Annotated in this window: 14 protein-coding genes; 13 read left to right on the top strand and 1 reads right to left on the bottom strand. The window is 34.0% G+C overall.

What is annotated here, in order from left to right:
• The first annotated feature begins 242 nt into the window (after positions 1-242).
• The 6 genes from ABJD27_RS04525 (at position 243) to ABJD27_RS04500 (ending at position 7,761) form a co-directional block, all read left to right on the top strand.
• Positions 243-779 carry an RNA polymerase sigma factor gene (locus ABJD27_RS04525; RefSeq protein WP_348170414.1) on the top strand — a complete coding sequence of 179 codons (537 nt, stop codon included), beginning with the start codon at positions 243-245 and terminating at the stop codon, positions 777-779.
• The gene (locus tag ABJD27_RS04520; protein WP_348170417.1) at positions 776-1,402 is read left to right on the top strand and encodes a HEAT repeat domain-containing protein; all 627 of its coding nucleotides are present in this window, start codon (positions 776-778) and stop codon (positions 1,400-1,402) included. The genes ABJD27_RS04525 and ABJD27_RS04520 overlap by 4 nt, the downstream gene beginning before the upstream one ends.
• Positions 1,403-1,413: 11 nt before the next feature.
• A complete protein-coding gene (locus tag ABJD27_RS04515; protein WP_348170420.1) occupies positions 1,414-2,352 on the top strand; it encodes a hypothetical protein in 939 nt (312 codons plus the stop codon).
• Between the two features lie 216 nt (positions 2,353-2,568).
• Positions 2,569-3,927: an FAD-dependent oxidoreductase gene (locus tag ABJD27_RS04510; protein ID WP_348170423.1), complete on the top strand. Its 1,359-nt coding sequence runs from the start codon at positions 2,569-2,571 to the stop codon at positions 3,925-3,927.
• 282 nt (positions 3,928-4,209) lie between these two features.
• Complete coding sequence (locus ABJD27_RS04505) at positions 4,210-7,437, top strand: glycosyl hydrolase (RefSeq protein WP_348170426.1); 3,228 nt, start codon at positions 4,210-4,212, stop codon at positions 7,435-7,437.
• Between the two features lie 18 nt (positions 7,438-7,455).
• A complete protein-coding gene (locus ABJD27_RS04500; RefSeq protein ID WP_348170429.1) occupies positions 7,456-7,761 on the top strand; it encodes a hypothetical protein in 306 nt (101 codons plus the stop codon).
• A gap of 81 nt (positions 7,762-7,842) precedes the next feature.
• Here ABJD27_RS04500 and ABJD27_RS04495 read toward each other — a convergent pair whose 3' ends face one another.
• Complete coding sequence (locus tag ABJD27_RS04495; RefSeq protein ID WP_348170432.1) at positions 7,843-8,196, bottom strand: 4Fe-4S dicluster domain-containing protein; 354 nt, start codon at positions 8,194-8,196, stop codon at positions 7,843-7,845.
• A 62-nt stretch (positions 8,197-8,258) separates the two neighbouring features.
• On the opposite strand from ABJD27_RS04495, the gene ABJD27_RS04490 reads away from it, so the two are divergent.
• The 7 genes from ABJD27_RS04490 (at position 8,259) to ABJD27_RS04460 (ending at position 13,834) form a co-directional block, all read left to right on the top strand.
• Positions 8,259-9,326 carry an acyl-CoA reductase gene (locus ABJD27_RS04490; protein ID WP_348170435.1) on the top strand — a complete coding sequence of 356 codons (1,068 nt, stop codon included), beginning with the start codon at positions 8,259-8,261 and terminating at the stop codon, positions 9,324-9,326.
• A 74-nt stretch (positions 9,327-9,400) separates the two neighbouring features.
• The gene (gene serC / locus ABJD27_RS04485; protein WP_348170438.1) at positions 9,401-10,465 is read left to right on the top strand and encodes a 3-phosphoserine/phosphohydroxythreonine transaminase; all 1,065 of its coding nucleotides are present in this window, start codon (positions 9,401-9,403) and stop codon (positions 10,463-10,465) included.
• A gap of 70 nt (positions 10,466-10,535) precedes the next feature.
• Positions 10,536-11,486 (top strand): D-2-hydroxyacid dehydrogenase, encoded by a 951-nt coding sequence (locus ABJD27_RS04480; RefSeq protein WP_348170441.1) that lies wholly within the window; start codon positions 10,536-10,538, stop codon positions 11,484-11,486.
• Between the two features lie 192 nt (positions 11,487-11,678).
• Positions 11,679-12,311 carry a DUF937 domain-containing protein gene (locus ABJD27_RS04475; RefSeq protein ID WP_348170444.1) on the top strand — a complete coding sequence of 211 codons (633 nt, stop codon included), beginning with the start codon at positions 11,679-11,681 and terminating at the stop codon, positions 12,309-12,311.
• A gap of 243 nt (positions 12,312-12,554) precedes the next feature.
• Positions 12,555-12,962: a DUF6146 family protein gene (locus tag ABJD27_RS04470; protein ID WP_348170447.1), complete on the top strand. Its 408-nt coding sequence runs from the start codon at positions 12,555-12,557 to the stop codon at positions 12,960-12,962.
• 15 nt (positions 12,963-12,977) lie between these two features.
• Complete coding sequence (locus ABJD27_RS04465) at positions 12,978-13,499, top strand: DUF6787 family protein (protein WP_348170450.1); 522 nt, start codon at positions 12,978-12,980, stop codon at positions 13,497-13,499.
• 2 nt (positions 13,500-13,501) lie between these two features.
• Positions 13,502-13,834 carry a hypothetical protein gene (locus tag ABJD27_RS04460; protein ID WP_348170453.1) on the top strand — a complete coding sequence of 111 codons (333 nt, stop codon included), beginning with the start codon at positions 13,502-13,504 and terminating at the stop codon, positions 13,832-13,834.
• Positions 13,835-13,862 lie beyond the last annotated feature (28 nt).

The raw sequence follows: 13,862 nt of genomic DNA, 5'->3' as shown, positions 1-13,862 counted from the left end.
GTTGTCTAGAATTTAGACTCTATTTTCTCTATATATTTTATATCCCATATTCTCTTTTTAAAAAGTTCCGCTTTCGCGAAAAAGTATACTAATCTCTTTATAGAAAAACGTTGTTCAAAATCCATTTCACAGTTGCTCTCTATCATTTACTTCATCTTGTTAAGAATAATTAATACAACTTTTTTGCGACACTTTTAAAAAAGGTGCGTTATTATAATAAACCAACACATCAAAACCGATTTTTGGAACATTCAGAATTAATAGAAGCATGCAAAAACAATGATCTAAAAGCACAAATGCAAGTCTATCTGCTATACAAAGATATGCTGTACAATGTGAGTTTTAGAATTGTAAAAAGCAAACAAGATGCACAAGACACCGTGCATGATGCCTTTATAAAAGCGTTCCAAAATATTTCAAAACTAGAACACAATCATAACCTAGGCGCCTGGTTAAAACGTATTGTCATCAATTGCTCTTTAGATTTCTTACGAAAGAAAAAGAAACTCGGTTGGTTACAAGAGTCGATTGAGATTCAAGAAGAGGAAGAAGACACAGACACATTTGAAGATAACTCTTTAAAAGTCGAAGAAGTAAAAAAAGCAATCAACACATTAAAAGACAAATACCGAATCATTATAGTACTGTACCTCATTGAAGACTATTCACATAGAGAAATAGCCGAACAATTAGGGTTAAATGAAAGTACCGTACGTAACCAATACAGACGAGGAAAGCGTCTTTTAATACAGCAATTGCAAAACAAATTAGTAATATGAGTGTAGAAGAATTTATAAAAAAGCACAAAAAAGCATTTGACGATCAAGAAATGCCTGCTAATGCACCGTTAGATTTTGAAACGAGATTGAAAAATGAGTTGCATGCTTCAAATCGTTTTAAAAGGATAAAAATGATACGGTATATCTCTATGGCGGCAAGTTTGATTATCCTAATGTCACTCGGATACCTCTATAATGAAAACAAAAAAGAACAAACAGAAATTAGAGACAATTTGGTACTTGCTTTAGGAGAAGATCAAACAAATAGCACACGTCTAGAAGCCATTTATGAAATAGAAAATCAGTATGAAAATCAAAAAGAAGATGAAAAAATACTAAATGCATTTTTTAAAATTCTAAAAGAAGATTCTGATAGTAATTCTAAAATAGCAGTGATCGATGCACTTTTAAAATTTCCAAATAATCAAACGGTAAGAAACAATCTTATTAATGCTCTAGAAAACGAAAAAGAACCCTTAGTACAGCTTAAACTTATAAAATCAGTGTCCATTTTAAGAGAAAAACGAGCAAAAGAGCCACTTAAAAAAATCATAGAAAATAAAGAATCATTACCCTTAGTCAAAGGAAATGCTTCTGCCTCATTGGCCATGTTAAATCAATAAAAACGAACAAAATGAAAAATATAATCACACTAGTAACGCTCCTATTTATCGCAGGAATAGCTTACGCACAAAATAATGAAAAACGCATTGCATTTAATAAAGGAACTCTAAAAATATGTTCTACTTCTAATATGAAAATTAGTGGATATGATGGAGATGAAGTTATCATCAAAAGCCTTAACACTAATACAAACTATACATTTTATAATCGCTTTGGTGAAAAGATAAATAATCTAAAAACATCAGACTCTGTTTTATTTAGATATAAAAGCTTTTATAATCTAGGCGAAAATAAAGAATTGGAAGAAGGCCTGACACCATTAGGAAATAAATCAAATAATCCAGCAGACAATTTATATTTAGATATCACAGAGAATCTAGGAGAACTAATCATTAAGGATTATAATGCAACAAACTCAAGTCAATCTAATACTTATGAAATAATAAACGCTGTCAATTTTAATAACAAGTATGAAATACTAATCCCAAATTCAATTAAATTATTATGGAATACAGAAAATTGCACAAAGACCAATTCGAATACCTTTTTTATAACCTCTGATTCTAAAGCAAGGGATTTATCAAATTTCAAAGGAGAAGCCGAAATCTCAACCTCCTATCGCTCTATTAGCTTAACAGACGTAAGTGGTCCAGTAATAGCAAATACAATAGGCGGAAATATAAAAGTAATCTTTGATAAGACATCACCTACAAATCTATATTCATTAATTAGTAATGACGGGTACATAGATGTAACTATGTCTACCAATGTCAATGTACAACTAGATGTTACTGGCAATCGTATTTTAAGTGATATTGATTTTAAAGTCTTAAATGAAGACCTCACCGAATTTGATGGAAAAAGAATGAGACTTCAATTAAATGGAGGCAAGACTAAAATGAAGTTAGATGCGAGTTTAGGTAGTGTTTATCTTAGAAAAGGGAATTAGTACAATATCTGTTTATTTATTTGTACTCTATACGCTTTCGCGAAAGCTACCACAACTTATTTTAACTTAAATATAATGATACAAGATATATCATTGAATAGATTAATAAATGGTCTCTCTTACTTCCAGAGAAATCATTATAAATACGAGTATTAGGTTTTTATATTATTTTTAAATTACTTTATACAGTAGTTATTCATAATTAAAATCTCTTACATGAAACAACTTATTCTAGTAACAGTTTTAGGGCTTCTAGTTATATCCTGTAAAAAAACAAATTCCGATATAAATGAAGTAGTTGTAATAGGTGGAGGTTTAATGGGCAGTAGTACTGCTTGGCAACTTTCAAAAAAAGGAAAATCAGTCCTATTATTAGAAAAGCAAGATTCAATCTACACTCAAGGGTCTAGTTATGGAGAAGCTAGAATCGCCAGAAGCAACAATCGAGGAAATGATATGTGGTCATATTTACACAATCGTTCGGTAAAGGAAACAGAAGAATTAATAGATTTTTTAAATAATGATACTCCCAATGCATATAAGATGGAAGATATCTATACGACCTCTCCTGTAACTTATGTAGGACGAACTCATATTTATGATAAGTTAATGGCTTCTTTAAAACGCCAAAAAGTTGATTATAAAATTGCTAGTACTCCGAAGGAAGGGCAAGAAATATTCAATGTTTTACTTCCAGATAGCGTTCTTATACAAAGAGAGTATAATAAATATTCTGGCACAGTTAACCCTAAGGTATTAATACAATTGTTACACAAAGCAATTGTAAAAAAGAATAATGAAGTAAAATATGGACAAACAGTAACTTCTATTCAAAAGCTTCCCAACTATTATGAGATCTCAGTAACTGATAATAAAACGAAAGAGCAATATAATATTAAAAGTAAAAAAATTGTAAGCGCTGCTGGGCCTTATACTGGAAAATTACTTGGAAAGATCGCCCCAGCATTCGATAGTTTAATTAAACCTGAAAGAGTGTTTTTATCATTCTTAAAAATAAAAGACGAAACCTACACAAGTTTAAGTCAAGCACAGAAAGAGGTGATTAAAAACTCATACCCAGTAATAAACAGTAGCACGGGAACAAGAGGTGGTAGTTTTTTCTCAATGATTGAAAACTACGTCGATGATAAACCAATAATTAAAATTGGAGGTCATTTTCAACGTTCTAAAATTAATAACTTAGATGATGTTTGGAATGAAAAACTTACGCCAGATGAAATTGAATGGAGTAAGACAAGTACATTACGTTACTTTACATTATTACAACTTCCCCTTGAAATAAAAGATTTAGAATTAATAGATGGTTATTCCTGTGTATATTCCCTCACAGAATCCGAAGTGCCTTATGTAACAACACTTTACAAAGACAATTTTGAACCAGACATGAATTTTATTGTACTGGCAGGAATGTCTGGTGTTGGTGGCAAAGGAGCTATGACCTATGGATTAATTGGAGCAAATCTAATAACAAATGAATCAGAATCTGATCCTCAATACACTGAAGTTAAAAATGCACTTGGCTTTAATCGATTATTATCAGATATTAATGATTAATGATTAAAATAGTATGTGTTACTATTTAATCTTATAGACACATAAATGCATGTTTTCTTAATAATTCTATATTAGTTTCTATATTGTCTTTACCAAGAATACAGGAACTTCAAGACATATACGTTTTTTGTTATGAATTGACAGTTTAAATAAAACACTAAAAAACTTCGTTAAATTTTTAACATACAAACCAAGCCCTACTTCGTTTTTTGTAATTTTAGGAGTTATGTATTCTTTATCAAAAGAACACATTCAAAATAATCACTAAAACCACACCAAAAAATGAAGATTGCTATTAACTATGTGATGCTATTCCTATGCGCGGTTAGCATGACACTTCATGCGCAAGAAAAATCCAAAAACCCATTTAATGGTTTAGAATTTAGAAATATTGGCCCTGCCATGACTTCTGGAAGAATTGCAGACATTGCTATTCATCCTGAAAACGAAAATGTCTGGTATGTCGCTGTAGGATCAGGAGGTATCTGGAAAACAACCAATGCTGGAACTACCTGGAAATCTATATTTGACAATGAAAAAGTGTACTCTATGGGGTGCATTACCATAGATCCGAATAACCCACATACCATCTGGGCAGGCTCTGGCGAAAATGTAGGAGGACGTCATGCAGGATTTGGCGACGGGATTTATGTAAGTCATAATGATGGAAAATCATGGAAGAATATGGGATTGGAAAACTCAGAACATCTTTCCAAAATTATTGTACATCCAGAAAACTCAGATATCGTATGGGTAGCTTCTCAAGGACCTCTTTGGAGTAAAGGAGGTGATCGTGGAGTTTATAAAACCATAGACGGAGGAAAAACTTGGAATCGTACCTTAGGAGATGACGCATGGGTAGGCGCTACAGATTTACTTATTGACCCAAATAACTCTGATGTACTCTATGCAGCTACGTGGCAAAGACACCGTACCGTAGCTGGTTACTTAGGTGGTGGACCTGGATCTGGACTTCATAAAAGTACGGATGGAGGAAAAACGTGGAAACCTCTTAAAAGTGGAATTCCTAAATCAAATCTTGGAAAAATAGGATTGGCAATGTCACCTTTTAACACAGAGGTTATTTATGCAGCTATCGAATTAGACCGAAGAAAAGGAGGTGTATTTATCACAAAAAATGGAGGGACGACTTGGACCAAACAATCTGATGCTGTTGGAGGCGGTACAGGACCGCATTATTATCAGGAATTAATTGCTTCGCCGCATTATGAAGGCACCCTATATATGATGAATAATGCTGCTTTGATCTCAACCGATCATGGGAAAACCTTTACCAATATGAAGCGTTCAAATCAGCATAGTGATAGCCATGCACTAGTATTTAAAAAATCAGACCCAAATTATTTATTAATTGGGACCGATGGAGGTCTATATGAAAGCTTTGACAATACAGACAGCTGGAAATATGTAAGAAACTTACCCATTACACAATACTTTAAAATTGCGGTAGACGATGCCCTACCCTTTTATAATGTATACGGAGGCACACAAGATAATGGATCACATGGAGGTCCTTCTAGAACGATAAGTTCTGATGGTATTGCTAGTGCCGATTGGTGGAAAACCTTAGGAGCTGATGGAGCACAAACTGCTACAGAACCAGGAAATCCTGATATCACTTATGGAGAATTCCAACAAGGAGCTTTATGGAGAATTGATAGCAAGACAAGAGAAACGGTTTTTATTCAACCACAAGCAAGAGAAGGCGATCCATACGAACGCTTTAATTGGGATGCCCCTATTGTCGTAAGTTCACATAACCCTAAAAGACTCTATTTTGCTTCACAACGTGTTTGGAAATCAGAAAACAGAGGAGATGGTTGGGAACCTATTTCTGGTGATTTAACTTTGAATCAAGAACGAGTGACCTTCCCATATTATGACAAATCGCAAAGTTGGGATAATGCTTGGGATGTTTTTGCCATGTCAAATTACAATACCATTACCTCATTAGCCGAATCACCAAAACAAGAGGGGTTATTGTATGCAGGTACAGATGATGGCCTTATTCAAGTAACCGAAAATGGAGGAACAAGTTGGAAGAAATTCACCTTAAATAATATCAAGGGAGTACCAGAAACTCCTTTTGTAAATGATGTTCGTGCAGATCTTTTTGATGCAAATGTAGTATATGCAGCCTTAGACAATCATAAATATGGAGATTACAAACCTTACATTATTAAAAGTAGTGACAAAGGAAAAACTTGGAAACTAATTAATGGTGATTTACCAGGAAAACTATTAATATGGAGATTGGTACAGGATCACGTAAAGAAAGACCTTCTATTTGCAGCTACAGAATTTGGTGTATACTTCACATCTAACGGAGGTGGAAATTGGACCAAACTAAAAGGTGGAATGCCAACCATTCCAATTAGAGATATTAAGATTCAAAGACGTGAAAATGATCTAGTAGCAGGTTCGTTTGCAAGAGGGATTTACATTCTAGATGATATTACACCACTACGTAATTTTAATACAAGTATGAATGAAACTGAAGCTACTTTGTTTCCTATCAAAACAGTAAACTGGTACCGACAGTCAAGCCGAGTGGGAAGTCAAGGAGATGCAGAGTGGATTGCAAAAAACCCACCATTTGGAGCTAATTTTACTTATTATATGCCTGACAAAATCAAGTCTAAAAAAGACCTGAGAAAAGCTAAAGAAAAGAAAGGCAATGCAAAATTCCCAGGTTGGGATGCTCTTGAAGAAGAAAGTAGACAAGACAAACCTTCTATCCTATTAGTCATTAAAGATGCAAATGGCCAAGTAGTCAATACAGTGAAAGGAACTAATAAAAAAGGATTCAACCGTGTGAGTTGGAATTTAGCCTATCCTAGTAAAAGAGGAGAACGCTTGCAAGCACCTAGAGGTCGTCGCGGCTTTAGAGGCGGTGGTGTCATGGCAACTCCTGGTAGTTATACTGTAACTTTAATAAAACAAATGGACGGTAAACAAACCATATTACAAGGTCCAGAACCGTTTAACGTTGTTCCGTTATTTGAAGGGGCACTACCTAGAAAACCATATAAAGACATGGAAACCTTTAGAGAAGCCACTTTTGCTTTTCAACAAGACTTAACTGCTACCAATATTGCTTTATCTAAAAGTCAGCAAAAAGTTGATGCGATGTTACGAGCCTTAAATAAGGCAACGTCTCCATCTAATGATTTATATACCCGTTTACAAGATGCAAAAATTGCATTACTAGATATAGACAAAGAACTTCACGGAAATCCTATAAAAGGTCAAATTGGGGAACGTACAAACCCTACAGCAAGTGATGGAAATTCATTAGGAAGATTTTTAGGAAACACCTATGGTCCAACCGATGAACATAAAGGGTTATTAAGTAGGGTGCAAAGTCAATTAAGAAAAGTAAAGACAAAACTAACACCTATTATAAACTCAACACTTCCATCACTAGAAAGTGACTTGAAGAGAGCTGGTGCTCCTTGGATAGAAGGACAAGGGTTAATTAAAAACTAAATTATTTACATTAAATCCATGAAGAATATCATTCAAAAATCATTGTTCATCATATTAACATGTATTCTTGTTAGTAGCTGTTCAAAATCTTATGAGCCAATAACACTACAAAAATTTGAAACTGAATTAAAAGCAAAAAATATTGAAACGATGACTTATGATAGTACTAATAGAAAAGTATTGATAGAGTTAATTAATAGTGAAGAAATATTTGAAATTCAAAATAACGATGAAACTATCCTTTCAAAACATTGGATTAGACAAGTGAAAGATATTGTAAGTAAATATAATACAACAGACATTCAATTTATAAATCAAATGTAAATTGTCTATTTATTAGTTATTCAAAACAAAAAACACCTCCAAATGGAGGTGTTTTTTGTTTTTATAAGTTAAACTGTTTTTTTAATTTTCTGGATGCATAAATGCTTGTTTCCCTAGAAGGACTTCTTCTGTTTCTACATGATCTTCATCAGGAACACAACAATCTACAGGACATACCGCAGCACACTGAGGTTCATCATGAAATCCTTTACACTCCGTACATTTATCAGGAATGATATAATAAATCTCGTCGCTTACAGGTTCTTGAGACTCGTTTGCATCAACAGCTTTTCCATTAGGTAACACAACATTACCCTCTAGACTTGTTCCATCTGCATAACGCCAGTCATCTGCTCCTTCATAAATTGCTGTATTTGGGCATTCTGGTTCACATGCTCCGCAGTTTATACATTCATCTGTAATGATAATTGCCATAGGTTCTTTTTTCAATAACTTTGTACAAAAATAGTGCCTAGCCATAGATTAGGCAAGTTCATATGGAATTACTACAAAGAATTAACGCTTTTACACAATTAGGAGACTTTTTATCTCAGTTTTCAAGAACAGATATTGCCCAGAAAGAAGGCATCCCTCATAATGAACTTTTTTTTGAAGGATTCCAACATCAAATTAAACTCGCCGGCGAACACAACGGTTGGTTTACAAAAGAAAATATCATATTTGCCATCGAGGGATGGGCAGCTTTACTTACTCAAGAACATCTAAAAAACTGGTTAAATGAGTATGAGTCCGCTTTCGCGAAAGCGTATACAACAAAAACCATCGCTATTATCATGGCAGGTAATATCCCGCTGGTTGGATTTCATGATTTCTTATGCGTTCTTATATCTGGACATAAAGTTGTTGTAAAACAATCTAGCAATGACAAACATTTACTTCCTTTTCTAGCAAAATACTTAGAATATGTAGCGCCAGGCTTTAAAGGACAAATTACTTTTACAGAAGGAAAACTTCCAGAACACGATGCAGTAATTGCCACAGGAAGCGATAATACAGCACGTTATTTTGATTATTACTTTGGTAAAAAGCCAAATATCATCCGTAAAAACAGAAACTCTGTTGCTGTTCTTACAGGAGAAGAATCTTCAGAACAATTGGAAGCCTTAGCAGAAGATATTTTTAGATACTATGGCTTAGGATGTCGTAATGTTTCAAAACTATATGTACCTCAAGGATATAATTTTGATGCATTCTTTAATGCTATTTATCCTTGGAATGAGATCATTAACCAAGCAAAATACGCTAATAATTACGATTATAATAAGGCTGTATACCTTATGAGTCTTTTTGATCTCTTAGAAAATGGATTCTTAATGCTTAAGGAAGATCCTAGTTTTGGATCTCCTATTGCTACCTTATTTTATGAGCGTTATGACTCTTTAGAAAAATTGCAAGAAGCTTTACAAGAAAATTCAGACCGTATACAGTGTGTGGTATCAGAAAATTTAGAAAGTACCACTATAAAATTTGGACATACTCAGAAACCACAATTGCATGACTATGCCGATGGAGTCGATACTATTGCGTTTTTGTTAAAAAAATAGTGTATAAATTATCATTTTGACAACGCGTTTTTATATCAATTTAGGCATCTTTGCAGTGTATAAAAAAACACTTTATGAAGAAGCATAATTTTAGCGCAGGACCTTGTATTTTACCACAAGAAGTTTTTCAAGAAGCCTCTCAAGCTATTTTAGATTTTAATAACTCTGGATTATCTATTCTAGAGATTTCGCATCGTAGCAAAGACTTTGTAGATGTGATGGATGAAGCTCGTAATCTAGCATTAGAATTATTAGGGCTTGAAGGTCTTGGATATAAAGCTGTGTTTTTACAAGGAGGTGCAAGCACACAATTCTTAATGACTGCTTATAACTTACTTCAAACCAAAGCAGGTTATTTAAACACAGGTACTTGGAGTGATAAAGCGATCAAGGAAGCAAAACTCTTTGGAGAAGTTATTGAGGTAGCATCTAGTAAAGATGTAAACTATAAGTACATCCCAAAAGGATTTATGTTACCCGAAGGATTAGATTACTTACATCTTACAAGTAATAACACCATTTTTGGAACACAAATTAAAAACTTTCCAGAAGTAGACTGCCCATTGATTTGTGATATGAGTAGTGATATTTTTTCGCGAAAGCTAGATTTTTCAAAATTTGATATGATCTATGCAGGTGCTCAAAAAAATATGGGTCCAGCTGGAACAACTCTAGTTATTATACGTGAAGAAATTCTTGGTAAAGTAACGCGTGCAATTCCTAGTATGTTAGATTACAAAACACATATCAGTAAAGGCAGTATGTTTAATACTCCATCTGTATATGCCGTGTATGTGTCTATGCTTACGATGAGATGGCTTAAAAATTTAGGAGGTATTACTGCTATAGAAGAAGTAAATGATCGCAAAGCGGCTTTATTATACTCAGAAATAGAACTCAATCCATTATTTAAAGGATATGCTGCAAAAGAAGATCGTTCTTCTATGAATGCAACCTTCTCTCTTACTGATGGAGATTTAAAAGAAACCTTTGATGCCATGTGGAAAGAAGCTGGTATTAATGGACTTAATGGACATAGAAGTGTAGGTGGTTATAGAGCTTCTATGTATAATGCCTTATCACTAGAGAGTGTGGGAACACTTGTAGATGTGATGAGCGAATTAGAAAGAAAAGCATAGTTTAAAATAATTAATCAAGTTCTTATTATAGTAAGAACTTAAAAAGATCCCCACTTATGTGGGCATTAATATGAAAGTATTAGCAAACGACGGAGTTTCACAAACAGGTATAGATGCTTTAGAAAAAGCAGGATTTGAAGTTATTACAACAAAAGTTGCACAAGAACAACTCGCAAATTACATCAATTCAGAAAGCATAGATGTAGTATTGGTACGTAGTGCTACAACAGTACGTAAAGAAGTTATAGATGTATGTCCTACTCTTAAAGTAATAGGACGTGGTGGTGTAGGAATGGATAATATAGATGTAGCCTATGCTCGTGAGAAAGGATTACATGTGATCAATACTCCTGCGGCGTCATCTGCTTCTGTAGCAGAACTTGTATTTGCGCATTTATATGGAAGTGTACGCTTCTTATTTGCTGCCAATAGAGATATGCCTCTGGATGGAGATTCAAAATTTAAAGATCTTAAAAAAGCATATGCAAAAGGAGTTGAACTTAGAGGAAAAACTCTAGGTGTTATCGGATTTGGTCGTATAGGACAAGAAGTTGCAAAAATTGCTATAGGGTGTGGAATGAAAGTAATTGCAAGTGATCCATTTATGGACAATGCAACTATTGATGTTCCTTTCTTTGATGGACAATCAGCTTCATTTACTATTGAGACTATTGGAAAAGAAGATGTGCTTAAAGAAGCCGACTTTGTTACGCTACACGTTCCTGCTCAAAAAGAATACGTTATTGGAAAAAGTGAATTTGCCATGATGAAAGATGGTGCTGGAATTGTAAATGCAGCACGAGGTGGTGTGATAGATGAAGTTGCATTAGTAGATGCCCTTGATAAAGGAAAACTTTCTTTTGCAGGACTTGATGTTTTTGAGAATGAACCAAAACCAGCTATTCAAGTATTAATGAATCCTAGAGTATCGCTTACACCACATATAGGAGCAGCGACACAACAAGCTCAAGATCGTATAGGAACAGAGCTTGCAGATCAGATTATTAGCATCCTAAAATAGGATACACCCCTATTATATAATACATTATAAAAAATCACTCTCACATTGTGTTGAGTGATTTTTTTTGAACTATTTTCAAAAAACATCGATTAAAAGCGTATTTACTCGATTAAAAGCAAGTTAACTAAGTCTAACTGCATTTTATCTAAATATTTTGTAAATTGAAATCATTAATAACTTAAAATATAAAACATGTCAGGATTACTAGACTTATTAAATAGCCCGATGGGAAAGCAGATTATTAGCGGAGTGAGCGGGTCTACAGGTCAATCAGAAAGTGCAACAGGCAGTCTGTTAAGTATGGCGATGCCAGTACTTATGGGTGCTATGAAAAAAAATGTGCAAACTCCAGATGGAGCTGCAGGATTAATGGGAGCGCTTTCAGGAAAGCATGATGGAGGAATACTAGATAACCTTGGTGGTCTTTTCCAAGGAGGAGTAGATGAAAGTGTAACAAAAGATGGAGACGGAATTTTAGGACACCTTTTAGGAGGAAATCGTTCTAATGTAGAGAGTGCCTTAAGTCAAAAATCAGGAATAGATGCCGGATCAGTAGGGCAAATACTTAAAGTAGCTGCGCCTATTCTTATGGGTGTATTAGGAAAGCAAACAAAACAAGCTGGAGTAAGTGACGCTGGAGGAATGAATGCTTTACTTGGTGGTATGCTAGGGGGACAACCTAAAGAAAATCAAAGCCTTATCTCATCATTACTTGATGCAGATGGAGACGGAAGTATCTTAGATGATGTTGCTGGAATGGTATTAGGAGGAAACAAAAAAGGTGGAGGCCTTGGCGGATTGCTAGGAGGTCTTTTTGGAAAATAAATTGCACTTAACCTAAATTAAATGTTAGCGAGAATCACATAATACTCAGGTATTATGTGATTCTTTGTTTTAAGGAATAGTATTAATCTATTCTGAGATAAGATCCCTCACTCAAATCTCCCATTCCCTCATTTATCATTTTTATAATAACGTAAGTACTATAGATTTGTTCACGACAAAAGCAGTAATCATCCTGCTTTACATTAACACATTTTTCAAACTATATTTAGTACATTTAAGATTATGAAAAAGATTTTTTACACACTAGCACTTGCCACTTTTATTATAGGATGCGCGACTACCAACACAAAAAAAGACATTGCAGCTACTACAGATGGCTATTCTGATACAGTACGTATCGCAAATGATAGTCTAGAATACGAAATCCTTATTATTGAACCAGGTTTCAATTCATGGCTTGTCACACAAAGACCTAGAGGGTTTTATGAACAATTCTGGTTAGAAAACAGAAATATTGTTCGAGTCACACAATACAATAACCGAGTTTTAAACTCTATTCAGTTTGATCCAAATGTCTATTTACAGCAAATAGATTACCAACGAGGTGTAGATTATGGGTACGAAGTTAATTACCTATTACACAATTGGTTTGAATTTTTTGAAAAACGCTACAAACAAAAGCTACGATAATCGTACTTTTGACTTGTGATACAAACTATTAAAAATCGTTGGGAAATTACCCAAAATTGGCAATTCATCCATGTAATCCTTGGACTGATTGCCACTTTTTTTTCTGCTTACCTTATTACTAGAGGGATTCTAAAAAGTATTACCATACAGAATGATACGCTTAAACTAGTCGCAATATCCCTAGGAACACTTCTTGTAGGATATTTATTATTAAAAATCACATTTTGGTTATTTAAAAAATTATATAGTCGTTGGGGTGTTACACATAGATGGCAACTCATCGCAATGTTTCTAGTCTTTGCAGTAACAGGGTCTACCGCAGGAAAAATTTCAAATCCATTAATGGAATTTATCGGACTTACAAAAGAAACCACCAACGGATGGATCTACTGGCCTGTTAGAATTTTGTTAATTTTCCCAATTTATCAAGTTTTATTGGTCATTTTTGGGTGGATATTTGGTCAATACAATTTTTTTAAGGAATTTGCGATCAAAATGGCCTCCAGAATGGGGTTTGGATTTTTATTTAAAAAGTAAGCTTGCGTATATATCGTTTACATATTATAAAAAACATATCGGCAGTAGCCCTTATGTTCTTCTTATTACTACCAACGGTAGTAAACTTTTTGCATAGTGCAGAAGGACATAACCATGACGATCTTTGCGAAAATACATCAAGCACACATATTCACGAAAAGGAATTAGATTGTTGTCTTTGCGATGCTACGCTAAAGAATAATGGAATTTTTACTCCTACTAAAGAAATCCTGTTTATACCATATCAGGATATTCCAGAAAAAGCTATTCATACACAAACGGTATACCTTTCTATATATCGTACTACAGAGTCACGAGGTCCTCCCGCTTGTTAATGATAAGTTATACTACGCTTTAAATTAA

The sequence above is a fragment of the Dokdonia sp. genome (genome assembly GCF_039945015.1).
Lineage (GTDB): Bacteria > Bacteroidota > Bacteroidia > Flavobacteriales > Flavobacteriaceae > Dokdonia.
The sequence above is the reverse complement of the archived record's forward strand: the minus strand, read 5'-3'. Positions and strand labels throughout refer to the sequence as shown.

Excerpts from the sequence above, each read along its gene's own strand:
- ABJD27_RS04520 (WP_348170417.1), top strand. The coding sequence starts at position 776 with ATGAGTGTAGAAGAATTTATAAAAAAGCACAAAAAAGCATTTGACGAT.
- ABJD27_RS04515 (WP_348170420.1), top strand. The coding sequence starts at position 1,414 with ATGAAAAATATAATCACACTAGTAACGCTCCTATTTATCGCAGGAATA.
- ABJD27_RS04510 (WP_348170423.1), top strand. The coding sequence starts at position 2,569 with ATGAAACAACTTATTCTAGTAACAGTTTTAGGGCTTCTAGTTATATCC.
- ABJD27_RS04505 (WP_348170426.1), top strand. The coding sequence starts at position 4,210 with ATGAAGATTGCTATTAACTATGTGATGCTATTCCTATGCGCGGTTAGC.
- ABJD27_RS04500 (WP_348170429.1), top strand. The coding sequence starts at position 7,456 with ATGAAGAATATCATTCAAAAATCATTGTTCATCATATTAACATGTATT.
- ABJD27_RS04495 (WP_348170432.1), bottom strand. The coding sequence starts at position 8,196 with ATGGCAATTATCATTACAGATGAATGTATAAACTGCGGAGCATGTGAA.
- ABJD27_RS04490 (WP_348170435.1), top strand. The coding sequence starts at position 8,259 with ATGGAATTACTACAAAGAATTAACGCTTTTACACAATTAGGAGACTTT.
- serC (WP_348170438.1), top strand. The coding sequence starts at position 9,401 with ATGAAGAAGCATAATTTTAGCGCAGGACCTTGTATTTTACCACAAGAA.
- ABJD27_RS04480 (WP_348170441.1), top strand. The coding sequence starts at position 10,536 with ATGAAAGTATTAGCAAACGACGGAGTTTCACAAACAGGTATAGATGCT.
- ABJD27_RS04475 (WP_348170444.1), top strand. The coding sequence starts at position 11,679 with ATGTCAGGATTACTAGACTTATTAAATAGCCCGATGGGAAAGCAGATT.
- ABJD27_RS04470 (WP_348170447.1), top strand. The coding sequence starts at position 12,555 with ATGAAAAAGATTTTTTACACACTAGCACTTGCCACTTTTATTATAGGA.